13 protein-coding genes are annotated in these 14194 nt (G+C 75.7%); 6 read left to right on the forward strand and 7 right to left on the reverse strand.

Translation table 11 applies throughout. From position 1 onward, the window contains the following. Positions 1 to 1053: 1053 nt before the first annotated feature. Entirely contained in the window at positions 1054 to 3513 is a 2460-nt protein-coding gene (locus IPM45_14565; protein MBK9180759.1) for a hypothetical protein, read from the reverse strand. Further along, positions 3453 to 5195, reverse strand: coding sequence for a hypothetical protein (locus IPM45_14570; GenBank protein ID MBK9180760.1), 1743 nt, complete (start codon positions 5193 to 5195; stop codon positions 3453 to 3455). The genes IPM45_14565 and IPM45_14570 overlap by 61 nt, the downstream gene beginning before the upstream one ends. Before the next feature lie 10 nt (positions 5196 to 5205). Here IPM45_14570 and IPM45_14575 point away from each other — a divergent pair, with 10 nt between their 5' ends. Continuing rightward, positions 5206 to 5388, forward strand: a complete 183-nt coding sequence (locus IPM45_14575; GenBank protein MBK9180761.1) for a hypothetical protein — start codon at positions 5206 to 5208, stop codon at positions 5386 to 5388. A 166-nt stretch (positions 5389 to 5554) separates the two neighbouring features. Here IPM45_14575 and IPM45_14580 read toward each other — a convergent pair whose 3' ends face one another. Continuing rightward, the gene (locus IPM45_14580; protein MBK9180762.1) at positions 5555 to 6601 is read right to left on the reverse strand and encodes a hypothetical protein; all 1047 of its coding nucleotides are present in this window, start codon (positions 6599 to 6601) and stop codon (positions 5555 to 5557) included. Positions 6602 to 6772: 171 nt separating this feature from the next. Between IPM45_14580 and IPM45_14585 the strand changes: the two genes are divergently transcribed. From IPM45_14585 to IPM45_14595, 3 genes are all read left to right on the forward strand, one after another. Then, positions 6773 to 7120 carry a hypothetical protein gene (locus IPM45_14585; GenBank protein MBK9180763.1) on the forward strand — a complete coding sequence of 116 codons (348 nt, stop codon included), beginning with the start codon at positions 6773 to 6775 and terminating at the stop codon, positions 7118 to 7120. Then, positions 7068 to 8021: a DUF222 domain-containing protein gene (locus IPM45_14590; protein MBK9180764.1), complete on the forward strand. Its 954-nt coding sequence runs from the start codon at positions 7068 to 7070 to the stop codon at positions 8019 to 8021. Before IPM45_14585 ends, IPM45_14590 begins: the two co-directional genes overlap by 53 nt. A 68-nt stretch (positions 8022 to 8089) precedes the next feature. Further along, a complete protein-coding gene (locus IPM45_14595; GenBank protein ID MBK9180765.1) occupies positions 8090 to 8362 on the forward strand; it encodes a type II toxin-antitoxin system prevent-host-death family antitoxin in 273 nt (90 codons plus the stop codon). A gap of 183 nt (positions 8363 to 8545) precedes the next feature. On the opposite strand, the gene IPM45_14600 is transcribed toward IPM45_14595, so the two are convergent. Both IPM45_14600 and IPM45_14605 read right to left on the reverse strand, forming a co-directional pair. Then, positions 8546 to 9844 carry a sensor domain-containing diguanylate cyclase gene (locus IPM45_14600; protein ID MBK9180766.1) on the reverse strand — a complete coding sequence of 433 codons (1299 nt, stop codon included), beginning with the start codon at positions 9842 to 9844 and terminating at the stop codon, positions 8546 to 8548. A gap of 64 nt (positions 9845 to 9908) precedes the next feature. Continuing rightward, the gene (locus IPM45_14605) at positions 9909 to 10481 is read right to left on the reverse strand and encodes a mismatch-specific DNA-glycosylase (protein ID MBK9180767.1); all 573 of its coding nucleotides are present in this window, start codon (positions 10479 to 10481) and stop codon (positions 9909 to 9911) included. Positions 10482 to 10541: 60 nt separating this feature from the next. Between IPM45_14605 and IPM45_14610 the strand changes: the two genes are divergently transcribed. Together IPM45_14610 and IPM45_14615 are read left to right on the forward strand one after the other, a co-directional pair. Then, positions 10542 to 11828: a saccharopine dehydrogenase NADP-binding domain-containing protein gene (locus IPM45_14610; protein MBK9180768.1), complete on the forward strand. Its 1287-nt coding sequence runs from the start codon at positions 10542 to 10544 to the stop codon at positions 11826 to 11828. Beyond that, complete coding sequence (locus IPM45_14615) at positions 11825 to 12304, forward strand: PaaI family thioesterase (GenBank protein ID MBK9180769.1); 480 nt, start codon at positions 11825 to 11827, stop codon at positions 12302 to 12304. Before IPM45_14610 ends, IPM45_14615 begins: the two co-directional genes overlap by 4 nt. Before the next feature lie 46 nt (positions 12305 to 12350). Here IPM45_14615 and IPM45_14620 read toward each other — a convergent pair whose 3' ends face one another. After that, positions 12351 to 13652: a 4Fe-4S binding protein gene (locus IPM45_14620; protein MBK9180770.1), complete on the reverse strand. Its 1302-nt coding sequence runs from the start codon at positions 13650 to 13652 to the stop codon at positions 12351 to 12353. A gap of 89 nt (positions 13653 to 13741) precedes the next feature. Beyond that, a complete protein-coding gene (locus tag IPM45_14625) occupies positions 13742 to 14164 on the reverse strand; it encodes a LysM peptidoglycan-binding domain-containing protein (protein ID MBK9180771.1) in 423 nt (140 codons plus the stop codon). Positions 14165 to 14194: the final 30 nt, after the last annotated feature.

The raw sequence follows: 14194 nt of genomic DNA on the forward strand, positions 1-14194 counted from the left end.
GCGGGGGTGGCGGTGGCGGAGGCGGAGGCGGAGGCGGCGGTGGGGGAGGCGGTGCCGCGGCGACCGGCGCAGTCGCGCCTGCGCCCACACCGGCCCGGGCGATCTCGTCCAGCTCCGCCTCGCTGAAGGCGAAGGCCGCCACCAGGGCACGCAGCTGTGGCCGGCTCACCTCCATCCAGTCGAGCAGGTCCCCCTCGGCGTCGTGCCGCATGCGGAACACGACCAGGCGCTCCCCGACCCGCGTGACCTGCATGGCCGTCTGCCGGGGGGCGCCGTCGCGGATCTCGGTGCGGGTCACGGTGAACCCGGCCCACGGGTGCGCCCCGAGGAGGTCGGACAGCGCCGGGGCCGGTCGGATGGTGCCGTCGCGCTCGACGAGGTGGCCGGCCCGGGTGAGCGCGTCGAGGGTCGCCTCTCGCGCCGCCGGCGAGGACTGCAGGGCGTCGAGCGGTCCGCTGCCGGCGACCAGCGCGAACGGCGCCGCGTAGCCACCGGCGCCGGCGTCGGCCGCTACGGCCTCGATCAGCTCGGGGCGGGTGGCGCCGCGCGCTTCGCGCCGCTCGAACCGCAGCGCCGATCCGAGCACGAACCCCTCGGCCGGCGTGACGGCGACCCGGATGCCCGTGGGGGCCGGCTCGGGGCGCGACGACGACAGCGAGCCGACCAGCCGGAGGAGCACAGCGGAGCGCGACAGCGGGACCTGGAGCTTCACGGCCCCGTCGAGCCCCACCGAGCACTCGCACCACAGCTCCCCGCGGCAGACCACGGTGAAGCCCGGGGCGCCGGGGTTGCTGGTGGTCAGCGACAGCACCTCGTGCGGGACCGCGCCCGCGGTGAGGGCCAGGCGCACGAGCGCGTTCACCCGCCAGCCCGGTGGGGCGTCGGCCGGCACCACCGCCTGTTGACGGGCCAGCGGCTCCCAGTCGGGGTCGTCGGGCCCCAGCGCCGGAGCGTCCGGGACGACGAGCAGCGGCGACGCCGGGCCCGGCTCCGGGATGCGGCCGAGGTCGAGGAGCGTCCGCAGCTGTCGGGGGTCGAGGAGGAGGCCGGGCACTAGAACCAGCTCCGCACCCAGTTGGCGGCCCGGCTGGCCCCGTCGCCGATCTCCTCGGCCGTCTGGCTCACCCACGCCCCGCCGCCCTCGACCACGTCGCTGGCGAAGCCCCCGACACCCCGCTCGCCGATGCCGGCTGCGATCTCGTCGTACCCCTTCACCACGCTGCCCACCACCGGGGTCTGGCGCAGCGTGTCGCCGGTCTGCTGGATCGCCCCGTCCCAGTACCCGTCGCCCACCCCGTGGGTGGCGATGGTGCGCACGTCGTTCAGCAAGTCGCCCACGGTGGTCCGGGGATCCATCCCGGTCTCGATGGCGATCCGGGTGATGTGGTCGAGCCCTTGCAGGGCCGGGCCGTGCCTGCCGGCGGCCACGTCCTGCTGGAACTGCTCGAGGCTCTGGTTGGCCACCTCGGCGCCGGCGCCGGTCTCGATGACCTGGCGGAGATCCCGGGTGAGGCTCTCGCCCCCGCTGGTGTAGTGGCCCACCTCTTGGGCCAGCTGCCCGTACCCCTTGAAGGGGTCGGTGCCCGGGCGGTTCACGACGCCCTCGGCGAACTGGTCGAGGTGCTGCGTGGTGAGCTCACCGGTGCGCACCGACTGGGCCAGGTCCTGGATCACGGCCCTGCCCGTCTGGTAGCCGGTGCCCACGGTGTTCTCCACCATCCGGTCGGGCAGCGCCCCCTGGAGCTGCTCGGGGAGGAGGGCGCCACCCACCATCGACAGCCGGGGATCGATCCCGCTGCACTTGATGGCCAGGTTCCCCGCCTGCGTCTGCGCGGCGGCCACCGCCATGGCTTCGGTCGGGTGCATGCCCTTGGCCACGTTCTCCTTCACGTACTGGTCGAACGTGGCCATGTCCGAGACCGTGCCCAGGGCGTCCTGGAACCCCTGGCGCGTGGTCGGGGCGCGAGGCGTGCCGGCACCGCCCTCCATCTGACCCCGCAGCTTTATCCCCGCCTCCAGGTTGGCGTCGGCCATGGAGACCGCCTTGTTCAGGGTCATGTCGGGGTTGCCCGTGACCCGCTGGAGCTCCCCGTCGATCCGCCCCGGGGGGATCTCGCCCTTGCCGGCCCTGTCGAGCACCTGCTGCACCGCCTTCAGCTGCTCGATCTTGGCCGGGTCGGCACCGGGGTCGCTCTGGAGGAGCGGGATCAGCTTGCCGTCCATGTCCTTGGCCGTTCCCCGGGCGATCTCCTGGTTGGCGGTGGCCCGGGAGATCGTCCCCTCCTTGACGAGGCGCTCGAGGTCGTGGGCCTTCACGCTGGTGACCGATCCGGTCTGCTCGGCGAAGCCGCGGCTGAACGGCTGCTCGGCGGGCTTGTTGGCCAGCACCGCCTTGTCGCCGTAGGCCTCCACGTTGGTGGACGTCGTGACGGCGTTGAAGGCCTTCTCCGCGTTCCCGCCGGTCACCTGGTGGTAGCTGTCGCCATAGGCGCCCTTGGCCAAGTCGTTCCACTTCCCGTTGGAGATGGGGACCGGGCCCTCGAGGCCCGCGGGCCGGTTGCGCGCCGCGGCCAGCTCGGCCTCGACGGCGGCGCGCTGGGGGCTGCCCTCCGGCAGCTGGGCGGCGCGCCCCTCCAGCTGGTTCACGTAGCTCTGCTTCAGCCGGGCGGCGTCGTTCTCGAGCGCGGTCAGCCGCTTGGCCGCCTCGGCGGCCTCGGGTGAGCCGGGCGGCGCGCTGGCCACGTCGCTGCGCAGCGCGTCCAGGGCCTTGCCGTAGTCGAGCGTGACCCGCGTCTCGGCCCGGGCGTCCAAGAGCTTCTGGGTGTTGAACTGGGCCACGGTCTTGGCCGCGTCGAGCTGTGATGCCAGGCGCTCCGCCTCCGGTGAGCCGGGCTGGGCCTTGGCCAGCTCGCCTTCGAGCTGGCGCACGCGGTTCGTCGAGTTGTCGACCGCCTTGCGGGCGTCCTGCACCTTGGACTCGTCGAGGCCGTAGTCGCGGTCCATGCCGACCGTGCCCGCGCTCTTGGCGTTGCGGAACTCCTTCATGTCGTCCGGCGTGAAGGGCCCACCCCCACGTTGCAGACCGAGCGCGTTCATCCGCTCGGCCGAGGCGCGGTCGACGGCGCCGTACCCCTCGTGCACGGCGCGGTCGAAGGCCGCACCCTCCGGGGTCTTTCCTGCCGCCTTCAGGATGGCCTTGGCCTGGAAGTCCTCGTTCAGCTGGATCGCCTTGTTCCGCAGCGCCTCGGCCAGCTCGGCCCGCTCGGTGTCGCTTGTCGCCTCGTTCAGCCGGCGGTTGAGGTCGTTGAACTCGTTCACGAGGCGCTGACCGTCGGCGCGCTCCTGCTGCCAGGTGGTGTCGATCGCGGCCCGCTCGGCCGCCTCCTGGGGGCTCATCCACGTGTCGCCGTACTTGACCTGCCCGTTGAGGTCGACCGGCAGCTCCTTGCCGGTCAGGGGATCGACGAGCGATCGGCCCTCGGCGTCGGTCGCGACCGCGTTCGGGTCGAGCACGTGCTCGTCGGGCCCGCGGTAGCGGCCCTCGGCGTCGCCGCCTTCGCCCTCCGGCGCGGCACCCTGCTCGCCGGCGCCGCCGGTTGCCGTACCCGCCGCTGCGCCGACCGCCGCCGCGCCCTCGAGCGCACCTTCGCCTTCTTCGCCTTCGGCACCCTCGCCTTCGGCACCTTCGCCTTCGGCACCTTCGCCTTCGGCACCCTCGCCTTCGGCACCCTCGCTTCGCCTTCGCCTTCGCCTTCGCCTTCGCCTTCGCCTTCGGCACCCTCGGCTTCGCCTTCGCCTTCGCCTTCGCCTTCGCCTTCGGCACCCTCGGCTTCGCCTTCGCCTTCGCCTTCGCCTTCGCCTTCGGCACCCTCGGCTTCGCCTTCGCCTTCGCCTTCGCCTTCGCCTTCGGCACCCTCGGCTTCGCCTTCGCCTTCGCCTTCGCCTTCGCCTTCGGCACCCTCGGCTTCGCCTTCGCCTTCGCCTTCGCCTTCGGCACCCTCGGCTTCGCCTTCGCCTTCGCCTTCGCCTTCGCCTTCGGCACCCTCGGCTTCGCCTTCGCCTTCGCCTTCGCCTTCGCCTTCGGCACCTTCGCCTTCGGGTTCGCCTTCGGCACCTTCGCCTTCGGCTTCTTCGCCTTCGGCACCTTCGCCTTCGGCTTCGCCTTCGTCTTCGGGTTCGCCTTCGCCTTCGGCCCCGCGCGGCTCCGGCACCTCCCCGGCGCCCTCCTGCCAGGTGGTCGTCACCTCCTGGCGGCCGTCCGGATGGGTGACGGTGGTCGTGATCCTCCCGTCCGGGGTCAGCTCCACCCGAGTCGTCGACCCGTCGGCGTTGGTCCAGGTGGCCACGCCCTCGCCGAACCCTCCGCCCTCGGGCACCTCCTCCTCGCCCTCGGGCTCTTCGTGCTCCCAGCCCTCGCTGCCGCCGGGCTCGCCGTCACCGCCCTCCTCGCCGGGCCAGCCCTCGTCGCCCTCCTCACCCCATCCGGGGCCCTCGCCTCCCGCCTCGGCTCCGGCTCCGGGCCCGCCGGCTCCGGGCCCGCCGGCTCCGGGCCCGCCACCCACACCCGGCAGGCCACCGAGCACAGCGCCGAGGCCCATGCCGATGGCCCCGCCGGCGCCGGCGGCCACCCCGCCCAGGCCGGCCAGCGCGGTGAGGGTGCCCGACCCCTCGCAGCCGAGCCAGCTCTGGCCCGAGCACTCGCTGAAGCCGCCGTCGTCGGCCCACGCCGGTGCGGCCAGCAGCAGCGCCCCTCCCGAGGCCAGCGCCACGACGAGCAGCACGGCGGCCGGCGTCGGCGGCCGTCCCCGGCCGATGGCGAACGCCCCGACCCCGGCGAGGGCGGCGATCACCAGCGACACGACCAGTCGGGCCGTGAAGCCGAGGTGGAGGCTGCCGATGAACGCCCCGATGACGATCGAGGCGACGCCGCCGCCCGTGCCGAGCAGCAGCCCGACTGCGCCGCTCGGCGCCCGGCTCATGCGCTGGCCGGCGCGGCCCAGCACCCCGGACGTGGCCCGGCTCGACAGCGCGGCGACGACCCGCCCCAGGTACGACTGGGCCGACACGGCGACGCCGACCGAGAGCGTGGCGCTCACCCACGGGCCGACCACACCCGACAGCGCCACCGCCACCGCGACCCCCCACAGCAGCGTCGACCAGGCGTCTGCCCCGTCGGTGCGGAAGGCCTCGCCCACGAGGCGGGGCATGGCGCGGGTCTCGCCCCAGAAGCGCTCGGCCCCCACCGACCGGCGGTACGAGATGGCGCCGAAGACGATCGTGGAGAAGAGGCCCCAGAACAGCATCCCCGCCCCGAGCGTGCCCATCCCCGACGCGCCGCGGCCCTGCGACCACCCCGATGCGGGCGTCCCCACCGTGGCGGCCCGGTAGCCGTCGAGCACCTCGCCCATGATCCACACGTTCACGAGCCAGCCGACGCCGAACCCGATGGCCGCCGACAGGACCGCCGCCGGCAGGTTGGCGGTGAGCCAGCGGCCCGTCGCCCGGGCCAGCGACCCGATCCCGGGGCCACCCCCGGCGGCCGCAGGCACCGCCGTCATGCGTGAGCGTCCAGGATCACGAACCCGCCCGAGTACGGCTCGCCGTCGTCGAGCTTCACCCGCACCATGCCCTCGTGCCCCTCGAAGCAGACCGACGCCGTCTGCCCGGCAGCGAGCTCGGGACCACCGACGGCCCGGGAGATCAGGTGCGCCTCGTCGTCGTCGTTGCGGACCGTGACGCAGCCCCCCGGTGGGATGCGGGCCAGCTCGGGGACGAAGGTGCCGCTGCGGATGACCACGCTGGGCCCCGGGGCCACGGCGATGCCGGCGTCCACGGCCGCCGAGGGGGCGAACGGCCGCTGCCACACCACGATCACGAGGGCGGTGGCCCCCAGCAGCACCGGGGCGCGGGTCCACCAGCGGCGGTCGAGCAACGCCGTGAAGCGGTCGGCGTGCTGGGCGGCCAGGCCCACGGCCGCGCCGTAGGGGACGTGGGCGCCGAAGGCGATGAGGATGAGGTCCCACTTCCAGCGAAGCCCGTAGGCGGCGGAGAACGGCGTCACCACCGCCGCCGCCTCGAGGATCAGGCCCCAGAGCACCCCCCAGGCCCAGTGGCGGCCCCGCATGAGCACGGCGTACGTCACCCCGAAGCCCACGCCGTTGGCCACGTGGTAGCCCCACCCGGCGATGCCGCTCCACGGGCTCGAGCCGACGGCGTCGAGGGCGAGCACGCCGTAGGAGTCGATGGGCACCATCAGCCGCAGGCCCATCACGAGGAACGGCTGGCGGACCAGGTCGTACAGGGCCGTGCCGATGAGCCCGCCGACGGCGCCGGCCACCAGGGCGTTGCGCAGCCGTACCGGGCCGCGGCGGTGCACGACCACGGCGATGACGCCGAGGGCCACCACGGAGGGCACGCTCACCAGGCGGAACCACCACGAGAACGACCCCAGCCCGGCGGTCCACGCCAGCAGGCTCGACACCGAGAGGGAGCCCAGCAGCGCGCACACCGCCGCCAGCACCCACTCGGATCGGTGCTCGTAGCCGGCCGGGCTCCGGACCGTCCGGACGGAGCGGTCGCTCGATCGCCGGTCCGGGTCCATCCTGGCGCGCCCCCGAGACGCAGCGGCCACACGCCGCCGCGGCGACGACAACGTCGCACCCGCCAACGGGTGCGGGCAAGGGACGAAGGTCCTCTCGTCGGCTCGTCGGCTCGTCGGCGCCTGCCCGAATAATCGAACATACGTTCGATCAAGTGTGGTAGGCTGGCGGGCATGGCGGGCATGGCGGTGGCGCTGGACGAGCAGCACGAGGTGCCCGAGGCGGACGTGGCGCCCGTGCGGGACGTGGGGGTGCTGGGGGCGCTGCGCCAGGCCATCGGGCGGTGTGCGGCCATGGATCCCGAGGGGGCCCCGGCCGGGGTGCGCCACGAGATGGCGGTGGCCCTGCTGGTGGAGCGGGCCCGGCTGGACGCGCTGGCGGCCCGGTGGGCGGCGGCGTGGGACGCCAGCGGGTGTGGGCCGACGACGGGTCTCGCAGCGGGGGGCCCGGTTGGGTCGGGAGGCCAACGTGGCCGGGCGCACGGCCAAGGCCCAGGTGCGCCGGGGCCGGCATCTGCGTGACCTGCCGTTGGTGGGGGAGGCGTTCGAGGCGGGGGAGATCGGCGCCGACCATGTGGACGTGTTCGTGCGGTTGCACACCCCTGAGCACGAGGAGGCCCTGGCCCGCGACGAGGCGGTGCTGGTGGGTCAGGCCCGGTCGTTGCGGTTCGCGCAGTTCGAGCAGGCGGTGGCCTACTGGCTGTTGCGGGTGGACGCCGACGGTGAGGCCGAGCGGGCCCGACGCGAGCGCGACGGGCGCTTCGTGAGCCTGGTGCGCACGTTCGGGGGGAGCTTCGATCTGCGGGGCCGGCTGGACGCGGTGTGGGGCACCGCGGTGCAGGGCGAGCTGCAGCGTCTGGAGGACCTGCTGTACGACGACGACGTGGCCGAGGCCCGCGCCCGGTTGGGCTGCGACGAGGTGGGGTCGGCCGAGCTGGCCCGCACGGCGGCCCAGCGGCGGGCCGATGCTCTGGTGCGCATGGCCGAGCGGTCCCGCGCCGCGCCGGCCGGTGGCCGCCGGCCGGAGCCGCTGATCACCGTGGTGGTGGGCTTGGAGGACTTCGCTGGGGGGTTGTGCCGGCTGGATGACGGCACGGTGCTCGGCCGGGGCCAGTGGCTGCCCCTGTTGGAGCGGGCCGACATCGAGTCGATCGTGTTCGACTCGGCCCGGCGGGCCCTGTCGGTGAGCGTCCGCGAGCGGTTCTTCACCGGGGCGCTGCGCCGGGTGATCCAGGTGCGCGACGGCCACTGTCGGCACCCGTCGGGCTGCGACGTGCCCGCCGGCCGCTGCCAGGTCGACCACATCGTGCCGTGGGAGGCCGGCGGGCCCACCACCCAGGACAACGGTCGGCTCCTGTGCGGCCCCCACAACCGGGCCCGCACCGCCCGCCCCAGATCGCGGCCCCCACCCCGAGCCGCCTGACGGCGGGGCGGGCGGGCACTCGGGCCGCCCGACCGGCGTCGCCGGCACGAGGTGCTACCACGTAGGACATGAGGACGATCGGGGTGCGGGAGCTGCGCGAGCACGCCAGCCGCTGGCTGACGCTGGTGCGCGCCGGCGAGCGCATCACCGTCACCGACCGCGGCCGGCCCGTGGCCCAGCTGGTGCCGCTGGTCGAGGGAGGCCTCGAGCAGCTCGTGGCCGACGGCCTGGCCTCGCCGGCCGGGGCCGACCTGCTCGACGCGCTGGCCGCCGCGGGCGGCCCCACGGCGGGGGCGCCGCTGTCGGATCGGCTGGCCGAGCTCCGCGCCGATGAGCGCTGACGTCTGGTAGGTCGACACCTCGACGTTCGTGGAGCTGGTGCGGCGAGAGCCCGAGACGGACGCGCTCGTCGCCTGGCTGGGCCGGCACCGGCGCTGCTCCTCCGATCTGCTCCGCACCGAGCTGCGGCGGGCCGTGCTGGCCGAGCCCGAGCCGTCCGCCTGCTGGCCGAGCCGAGGCCGCCGTCAGCCGCGAGGGGCCGGCCGCTGCTTGTGCTCGTACATGGCCCGGTCGGCCCGGTCGAGCAGGGTGGCCGGGTCGATGCCGGCGCCCTGGGCCGCGGCCGCGCCCACGCTCACGCCCACCGTGAACCGGTGGTCACCGAGCTGCAGGGGCTCGGCCATGGCGACCCGGAGGCGCTCGGCCACGGCCTCGGCCTGGGCCTCGGGGGTGTCGGGGCACAGCACCACGAACTCGTCGCCGCCCCAGCGGCCCACCTGGTCGGCGGCTCGCACCGCCGCCGACAGGCGGACGGCCACCTGGGTGAGGGCCACGTCGCCGGCGTGGTGGCCGAGGGTGTCGTTCACGGCCTTGAAGCCGTCGAGGTCGCAGAACAGCACGGCGGTGGGCCGGTCGTCGGCGAGGAGCCGGCCCAGGGCGTCGATCGACGAGCGCCGGTTCAGCAGCCCGGTGAGCGGATCGACGCCGGCCGCCACCGCCAGCTCGCGGGCCACCTGGGTGTGCTGGGTGTGGTCCTCGACGGTGGCGATCCACCCGTGGGGCGGGGCGGGGCCCTGGGCCGCGAAGGCGACGGAGAGGTCGAGATCGCCGCAGCGGGCGTCGACCCGCGTCGGCTCGCCCTGCCACTGGGCGACACGGGCGGCGTCGATGAGCGCGGGCCGGGCGGCCGGTTCGAAGGCGTCGAGCCAGCCGGTGCCGGCCAGGGCGGCGGCGTCGCGGCCCAGCAGCTCGACCGCCGCCGGGTTGGCCGCCGCCACCCGCCCGTTGGGCGCGGCGGCCAGCACCGGCGTGGGCAGCAGGTCGACCAGGCTCGACCCGAGCAGCAGCTCGGCGTCGTCGGGCGGTGCCACCAGCCGGGTGCGCACCACCAGCCCGGCGATGGCCGGGTCGTCCAGGCGGCTCCACATCGTCAGCTCCACCCAGCGAAACTCGCCGGCTGCGTCGCGCACCCGGGCCCGCACGCGGTGCACCACCTCGGGCTGGGCGAGGGCCGCCGGCAGGGCCGCGCTGACCTCGGCCAGGTCGTCGGGGTGGAGCCGCTCGAGGACGCCGCTGGGCTTGTCGGCCCAGCCCAGCAGCCCGCCGGGCGGGCCGAGCGTGTAGCGCTGGGCGCCGGCCAGGTCGACCAGCATCCACGACTCGTCGTCGGCCAGGGCCAGCATGGCCTCGGCCAGCGGGGCCGCCGGGCCGCCGCCGACCACGCCGCCGGTGCGCGCCACCGCCCGCTCGAGGAGCTCCTCCAGGTGCTGCGGATCGGGCCGGCCGGGGCCGTCGGCCGCGCCGTCGCAGTCGGGCGGGGTCACGGCCACGGAGCGTAGCCAGGGCCGTCGCCTCACGAGCCCGCCGCCGACTCGGCGTCGCCCGGCGTCACCCGGCGCTCAGCGGCACCCCGGCGGCCTCGGCCACCAGCCGGAACGACGCGGCCAGCGACGCCGGCGTCTCGTGGGCGTTCAGGCCGCTCGGGTTGCCCAGCACCCACAGCTCGGCCCCCTCGAGCAGCTCGGGCTGGCGCCCGGCGGTGGCCTTCGGCTGGCGGAAGGCCACCCGGTAGGCGGTGAGGCCCAGCACGGCCACCACCGCGGGCCGCACCCGGCGCACCGTGGCCCGCAGGTCGTCGGCGCCGGCCCGCAGCTGGTCGGCCGTGAGCTCGTCGGCCCGGGCCGTGGCCACCCGCACCAGGTTGGTGATGCCCACGCCGGCCGCGGTGAGCAGCGCGGCGTCGGCCGGGCGCATCCCTTCGGAGGCGTCGATGCGCCGGGGCGTGACCCCGGCGAGGTGCAGGGCCGGCCAGAAGCGGTTGCCGGGCCGGGCGAAGTGGGCGTTGACCGCGGCCGTCCACAGCCCCGGGTTGATGCCCACGAACAGCAGCCGCAGGCCCGGGCCGAGCAGGTCGTCGACGGTCGCGCCGCGGAACCGCTCGAGCTCGGCGCGGGTGGGCACCTCGCGGTGCTAGCACGGGCGGGGTGCAGGGCGGGCGCCCGGCGAGCGAGGATGCGGCCCATGGGCAGGGACTACGACGTGGTGCTGTTCGGGCCGACCGGCGTCACCGGTCGGGAGGTGGCGCGCTACCTGTCGCGCCGGGCGCCGGCGGTGGGGCTGCGCTGGGCCGCGGCCGGCCGCGACCGGGCCCGGGTGGAGGCGGCGCTGCGGGCGGTGGGCGCCACCCCCGACGGGCTGCTGTACGCCGACGTAGGCGACGCCGCCTCCATCGACGCCCTCGCCCGCTCGGCCACCGTGGTCGCCAACCTGGTCGGCCCCTACGCGGCCTACGGCGAGCCGGTGTACGAGGCCTGCGCCCGCCACGGCACCCACCAGGTCGACCTGAGCGGCGAGACCGACTGGGTGCTGGAGATGATCGGCCGCCACGGCGACGCCGCGGTGGCATCGGGGGCGCGCCTGGTGCCCACCTGCGGGTTCGAGGCCCTGCCCTTCGACCTGGCCGCGCTGGTGGCGGCGCGCGCCGCCCACGCCCGCCACGGCCGGCCCGTGGTCGACGTGGACGCGGCGGTGTCGATACGCAGCGACCTGCGCCCCGGCGGGGTGAGCGACGTCGTGTCGGGCGGCACGTTCGGGAGCCTGGTGGGCATGATCCGCCGGGGACCCGGCCGGGCCGTGCGCGACCCCCACCTGCTCGACCCGCCCGGGCCCGGACCGGGGGCGACGACCGACCGGGCCGGCTACCGGCTGCGGCCCCGCCGCCACGCCGGCACCGGCGCCTGGCTGGCCCCCCTGCTCCCGGCGCCGTTCCTGAACCCGGCGGTGGTCCACCGCAGCGCCGCCCTGCTGCGCGCCGAGGGCGACCCGACGTTCGCCCCCTCGTTCCGCTACCGGGAGGGCACCGTGGTGGCGAGCATGCTGCCCGAGCGGGCCGGCCCGATGGCGCCGGCGCTGGCCGCCGCCCTGTCGGGCACGCAGGCCGCCATCGGCCTGGCCGCCCGGGCGCCCGGCGTCGCCCGCCGGCCCATCGCCGACGTGCTGGAGCGGATCGGGCCCAAACCGGGCGATGGCCCCGGCGCCGACACGCTCGACGCCTGGGACTACCGGATCGACGCCCGGGCCACCACCGACGGCGGGGGCACCGCCGACGTGGTGCTCCGGGCGGTCGGCCACCCCGGCTACAAGTCGACCGCCACCATGGTCGGCGAGGCCGCCCTGATCCTGGCCGACCCGTCGGCCCCGGTGCCCGACCGGGCCGGGTTCCTCACCCCCGCCACCGCGCTGGGGCCCGACGTGGTCGAGCGGTTCTCGGCCGCCGGCGTCACGGTCACGGACTCGGCGCCGGCATGAGCGACGCCACCCCGGGCGCCGGGTTCCTCCGGGCCTGGGCCCAGCCGCCGCCGGGACGCCTGATCGGACGGGGCCACCCGGCCGGCGACTTCCTCGAGGCCTGGGCCTGGGACCTGCTGGAGGAGGGCCCCGGCCTGCTCCGCGTCGAGCTCGGGCTGCCCGACCACGTGAAGAACCCCCGGGGGCAGCTGTTCGGCGGGTTCACGCCCACGTACGTCGACCTGGTCGCCCTGTTCACGGTGCGGGCCGGCCGGCCCCGCGAGGTGCCCACCACCTGGCTGGCCACCACCAACATGCGCATCGACTACTTCGAGCCGATCACCGGCCCCCGCTTCGTGATCGAGAGCGTCCGGGAGAAAGAGCGGGGCCGCACCGCCATGGTGGCCACCCGCTTCTTCCAGGACGGCGAGCTGGCCGTGTTCGCCCTCACCACCCTGCGCGAGGTGCCCCTCGACCGCCCGCTGGGCGACGCGTAGCACGGCACCGGGCGCCGACCCCGGGGCCGGTCAGACGGTCAGGCGGTCAGACGGGGGCGCCCTCGGGCGCGCCGGAGCGGCTCATGGCCGCCACCATCAGGCGCAGGAACGTGGAGCGCAGCGGCTCGATGGCCACCAGGGCCCGGGCCGGCGGCGTCTGCTCCAGCACGTGCAGCACCCGGGCCACGGCGTGGGCGCCCGCGCCCTCGAGCTGGTCGACGAGCAGGTCGCCCAGCTTGCCCCGCTCGATGGCCATGGCCGCGACCCGGTCGAAGGTGGTCTCCGGGGTGAACACCCGCCGCTCCCTCGGCACCATGGCGTGGGCCTCGTTGCGGCACTGCTCGTGGCACACCCCGCAGCCCAGGCAGGCGTCGGTGTCGAGCACCGCCCAGTTCCTGCGCAGCCCCTCGCCGTGGGTGGGCTCGAGGTGCAGGGCGCCGACCGGGCAGGCCTTCACGCACCTGCCGCAGCCCTTGCAGCGGGTGTGGTCGATCTCGGCGATCCAGTTGGAGCTCACGATGGCGTGGGGGAGGCCGAACCGCTTGATCGAGCGCATCATCCCGCAGCAGCAGCCGCAGCAGTTGCAGATGTACGTGACGTCGTGCTTGACGTTGTCGCCCGTCTGGGCCAGCCCGGCCGCCTTGCACTCGGCCAGGATCGCCAGGCCCTCGTCGTTGCTGATCGGCTCGGCCAGGCCGGACCGCACCAGGGCCTCGGCCGCGGCGTTGAGCGTCAGGCAGGTGCGCAGCGGGGCGTCGCACCCGTGGCCGGCCAGGCGGGCGTGGTGGCGGCACGGGCACAGCGACACCGCCACCGCGCTGGCGGTGCCCACGATCTCGGTGGCCCGCTCGTAGGGGAGGACCTCGGTGGGGAGCTCGGCCGGCAGGGCCTCCTCCCTCACGAGGGAGCGGCCGATCTGGGTGTTGGCCCGGAAGATGGAGCGGGGCAGGTCGCCCTCGGCCCAGTAGTGGTCGAACAGGTGGGCCAGCTCCTCCATGGGGGCGTCGTCGCGGGTGCGCATGAAGGTGAACTCGTAGAAGCCGATCACCACCGGGGCCAGCGACACGACCCGGCGGCCGTGGTCCTCGAGGTCGACGACCAGGCCCTTGGCGGCCATGCCGTCGATCATGGCGTCGACCTCGTCGACGGGCCGGCCGACCCGGGCGGCCAGCTCGGGCACGCCGATGAGCTGGGGGATGTGGCGGGCCAGCACCGCCTCGTCCGGGGTGAAGAGGAGGTGCAGGATCCGCTGGAACGTGGGCGAGTCGGGCGCGCCGGTGACCTGGCGGTCGAGGCGCTGCTGGAGGAGCGCGTAGTCGGGGTCGAGGGTGGCGGCGACGTGCCCCATGGCGGCCTCCCGGAGGTCTGCCCCTCCGGCGTACCGCCGCGGTGGCGGCGGGGCCAGAGGCGAAGGTCCCGGCGGTGGGCGGGGCGGTGCTACGGCGCGGCGGTGGTGGGCGGGGCCGGGGCTGACGCGGCCGGCGCGGTCGGGGCCGGCGGCGCGGTCGTGGTGGTGCTGGGCGGGATCACCAGCACCTGGCCCTCGGCGATCTGGTCGGGGTTCGTGAGCCCGTTGGCGGCCACGATCTCGGCCACCGTGGTGCCGAGCCGCTCGGCGATGGCCGACAGCGAGTCACCGGCCTGCACCACGTACGTGACCGGCGGTGCGGTCGTGGTCGTGGCGGGAGCGGTGGTCGTGGTGGTGGAGGGGGCGGTGGTCGTGGCCGCGTCGTCGTCACCGCCGCAGCCCGCCAGGACGGTGAGGGCCAGCGCCGCTCCCACGGCGACGGCGAGGAGGCGGGGGGCTCGGCTCGGCACGGTGGTCGCCTCCGCAGGTCGAGGTCCGGGGTCGGCGGCCACTGTACGGAAGCGGCCGCAGCCGCGCCGGGA

It is taken from the genome of Acidimicrobiales bacterium (assembly GCA_016716005.1).
GTDB lineage: Bacteria > Actinomycetota > Acidimicrobiia > Acidimicrobiales > JADJXE01 > JADJXE01.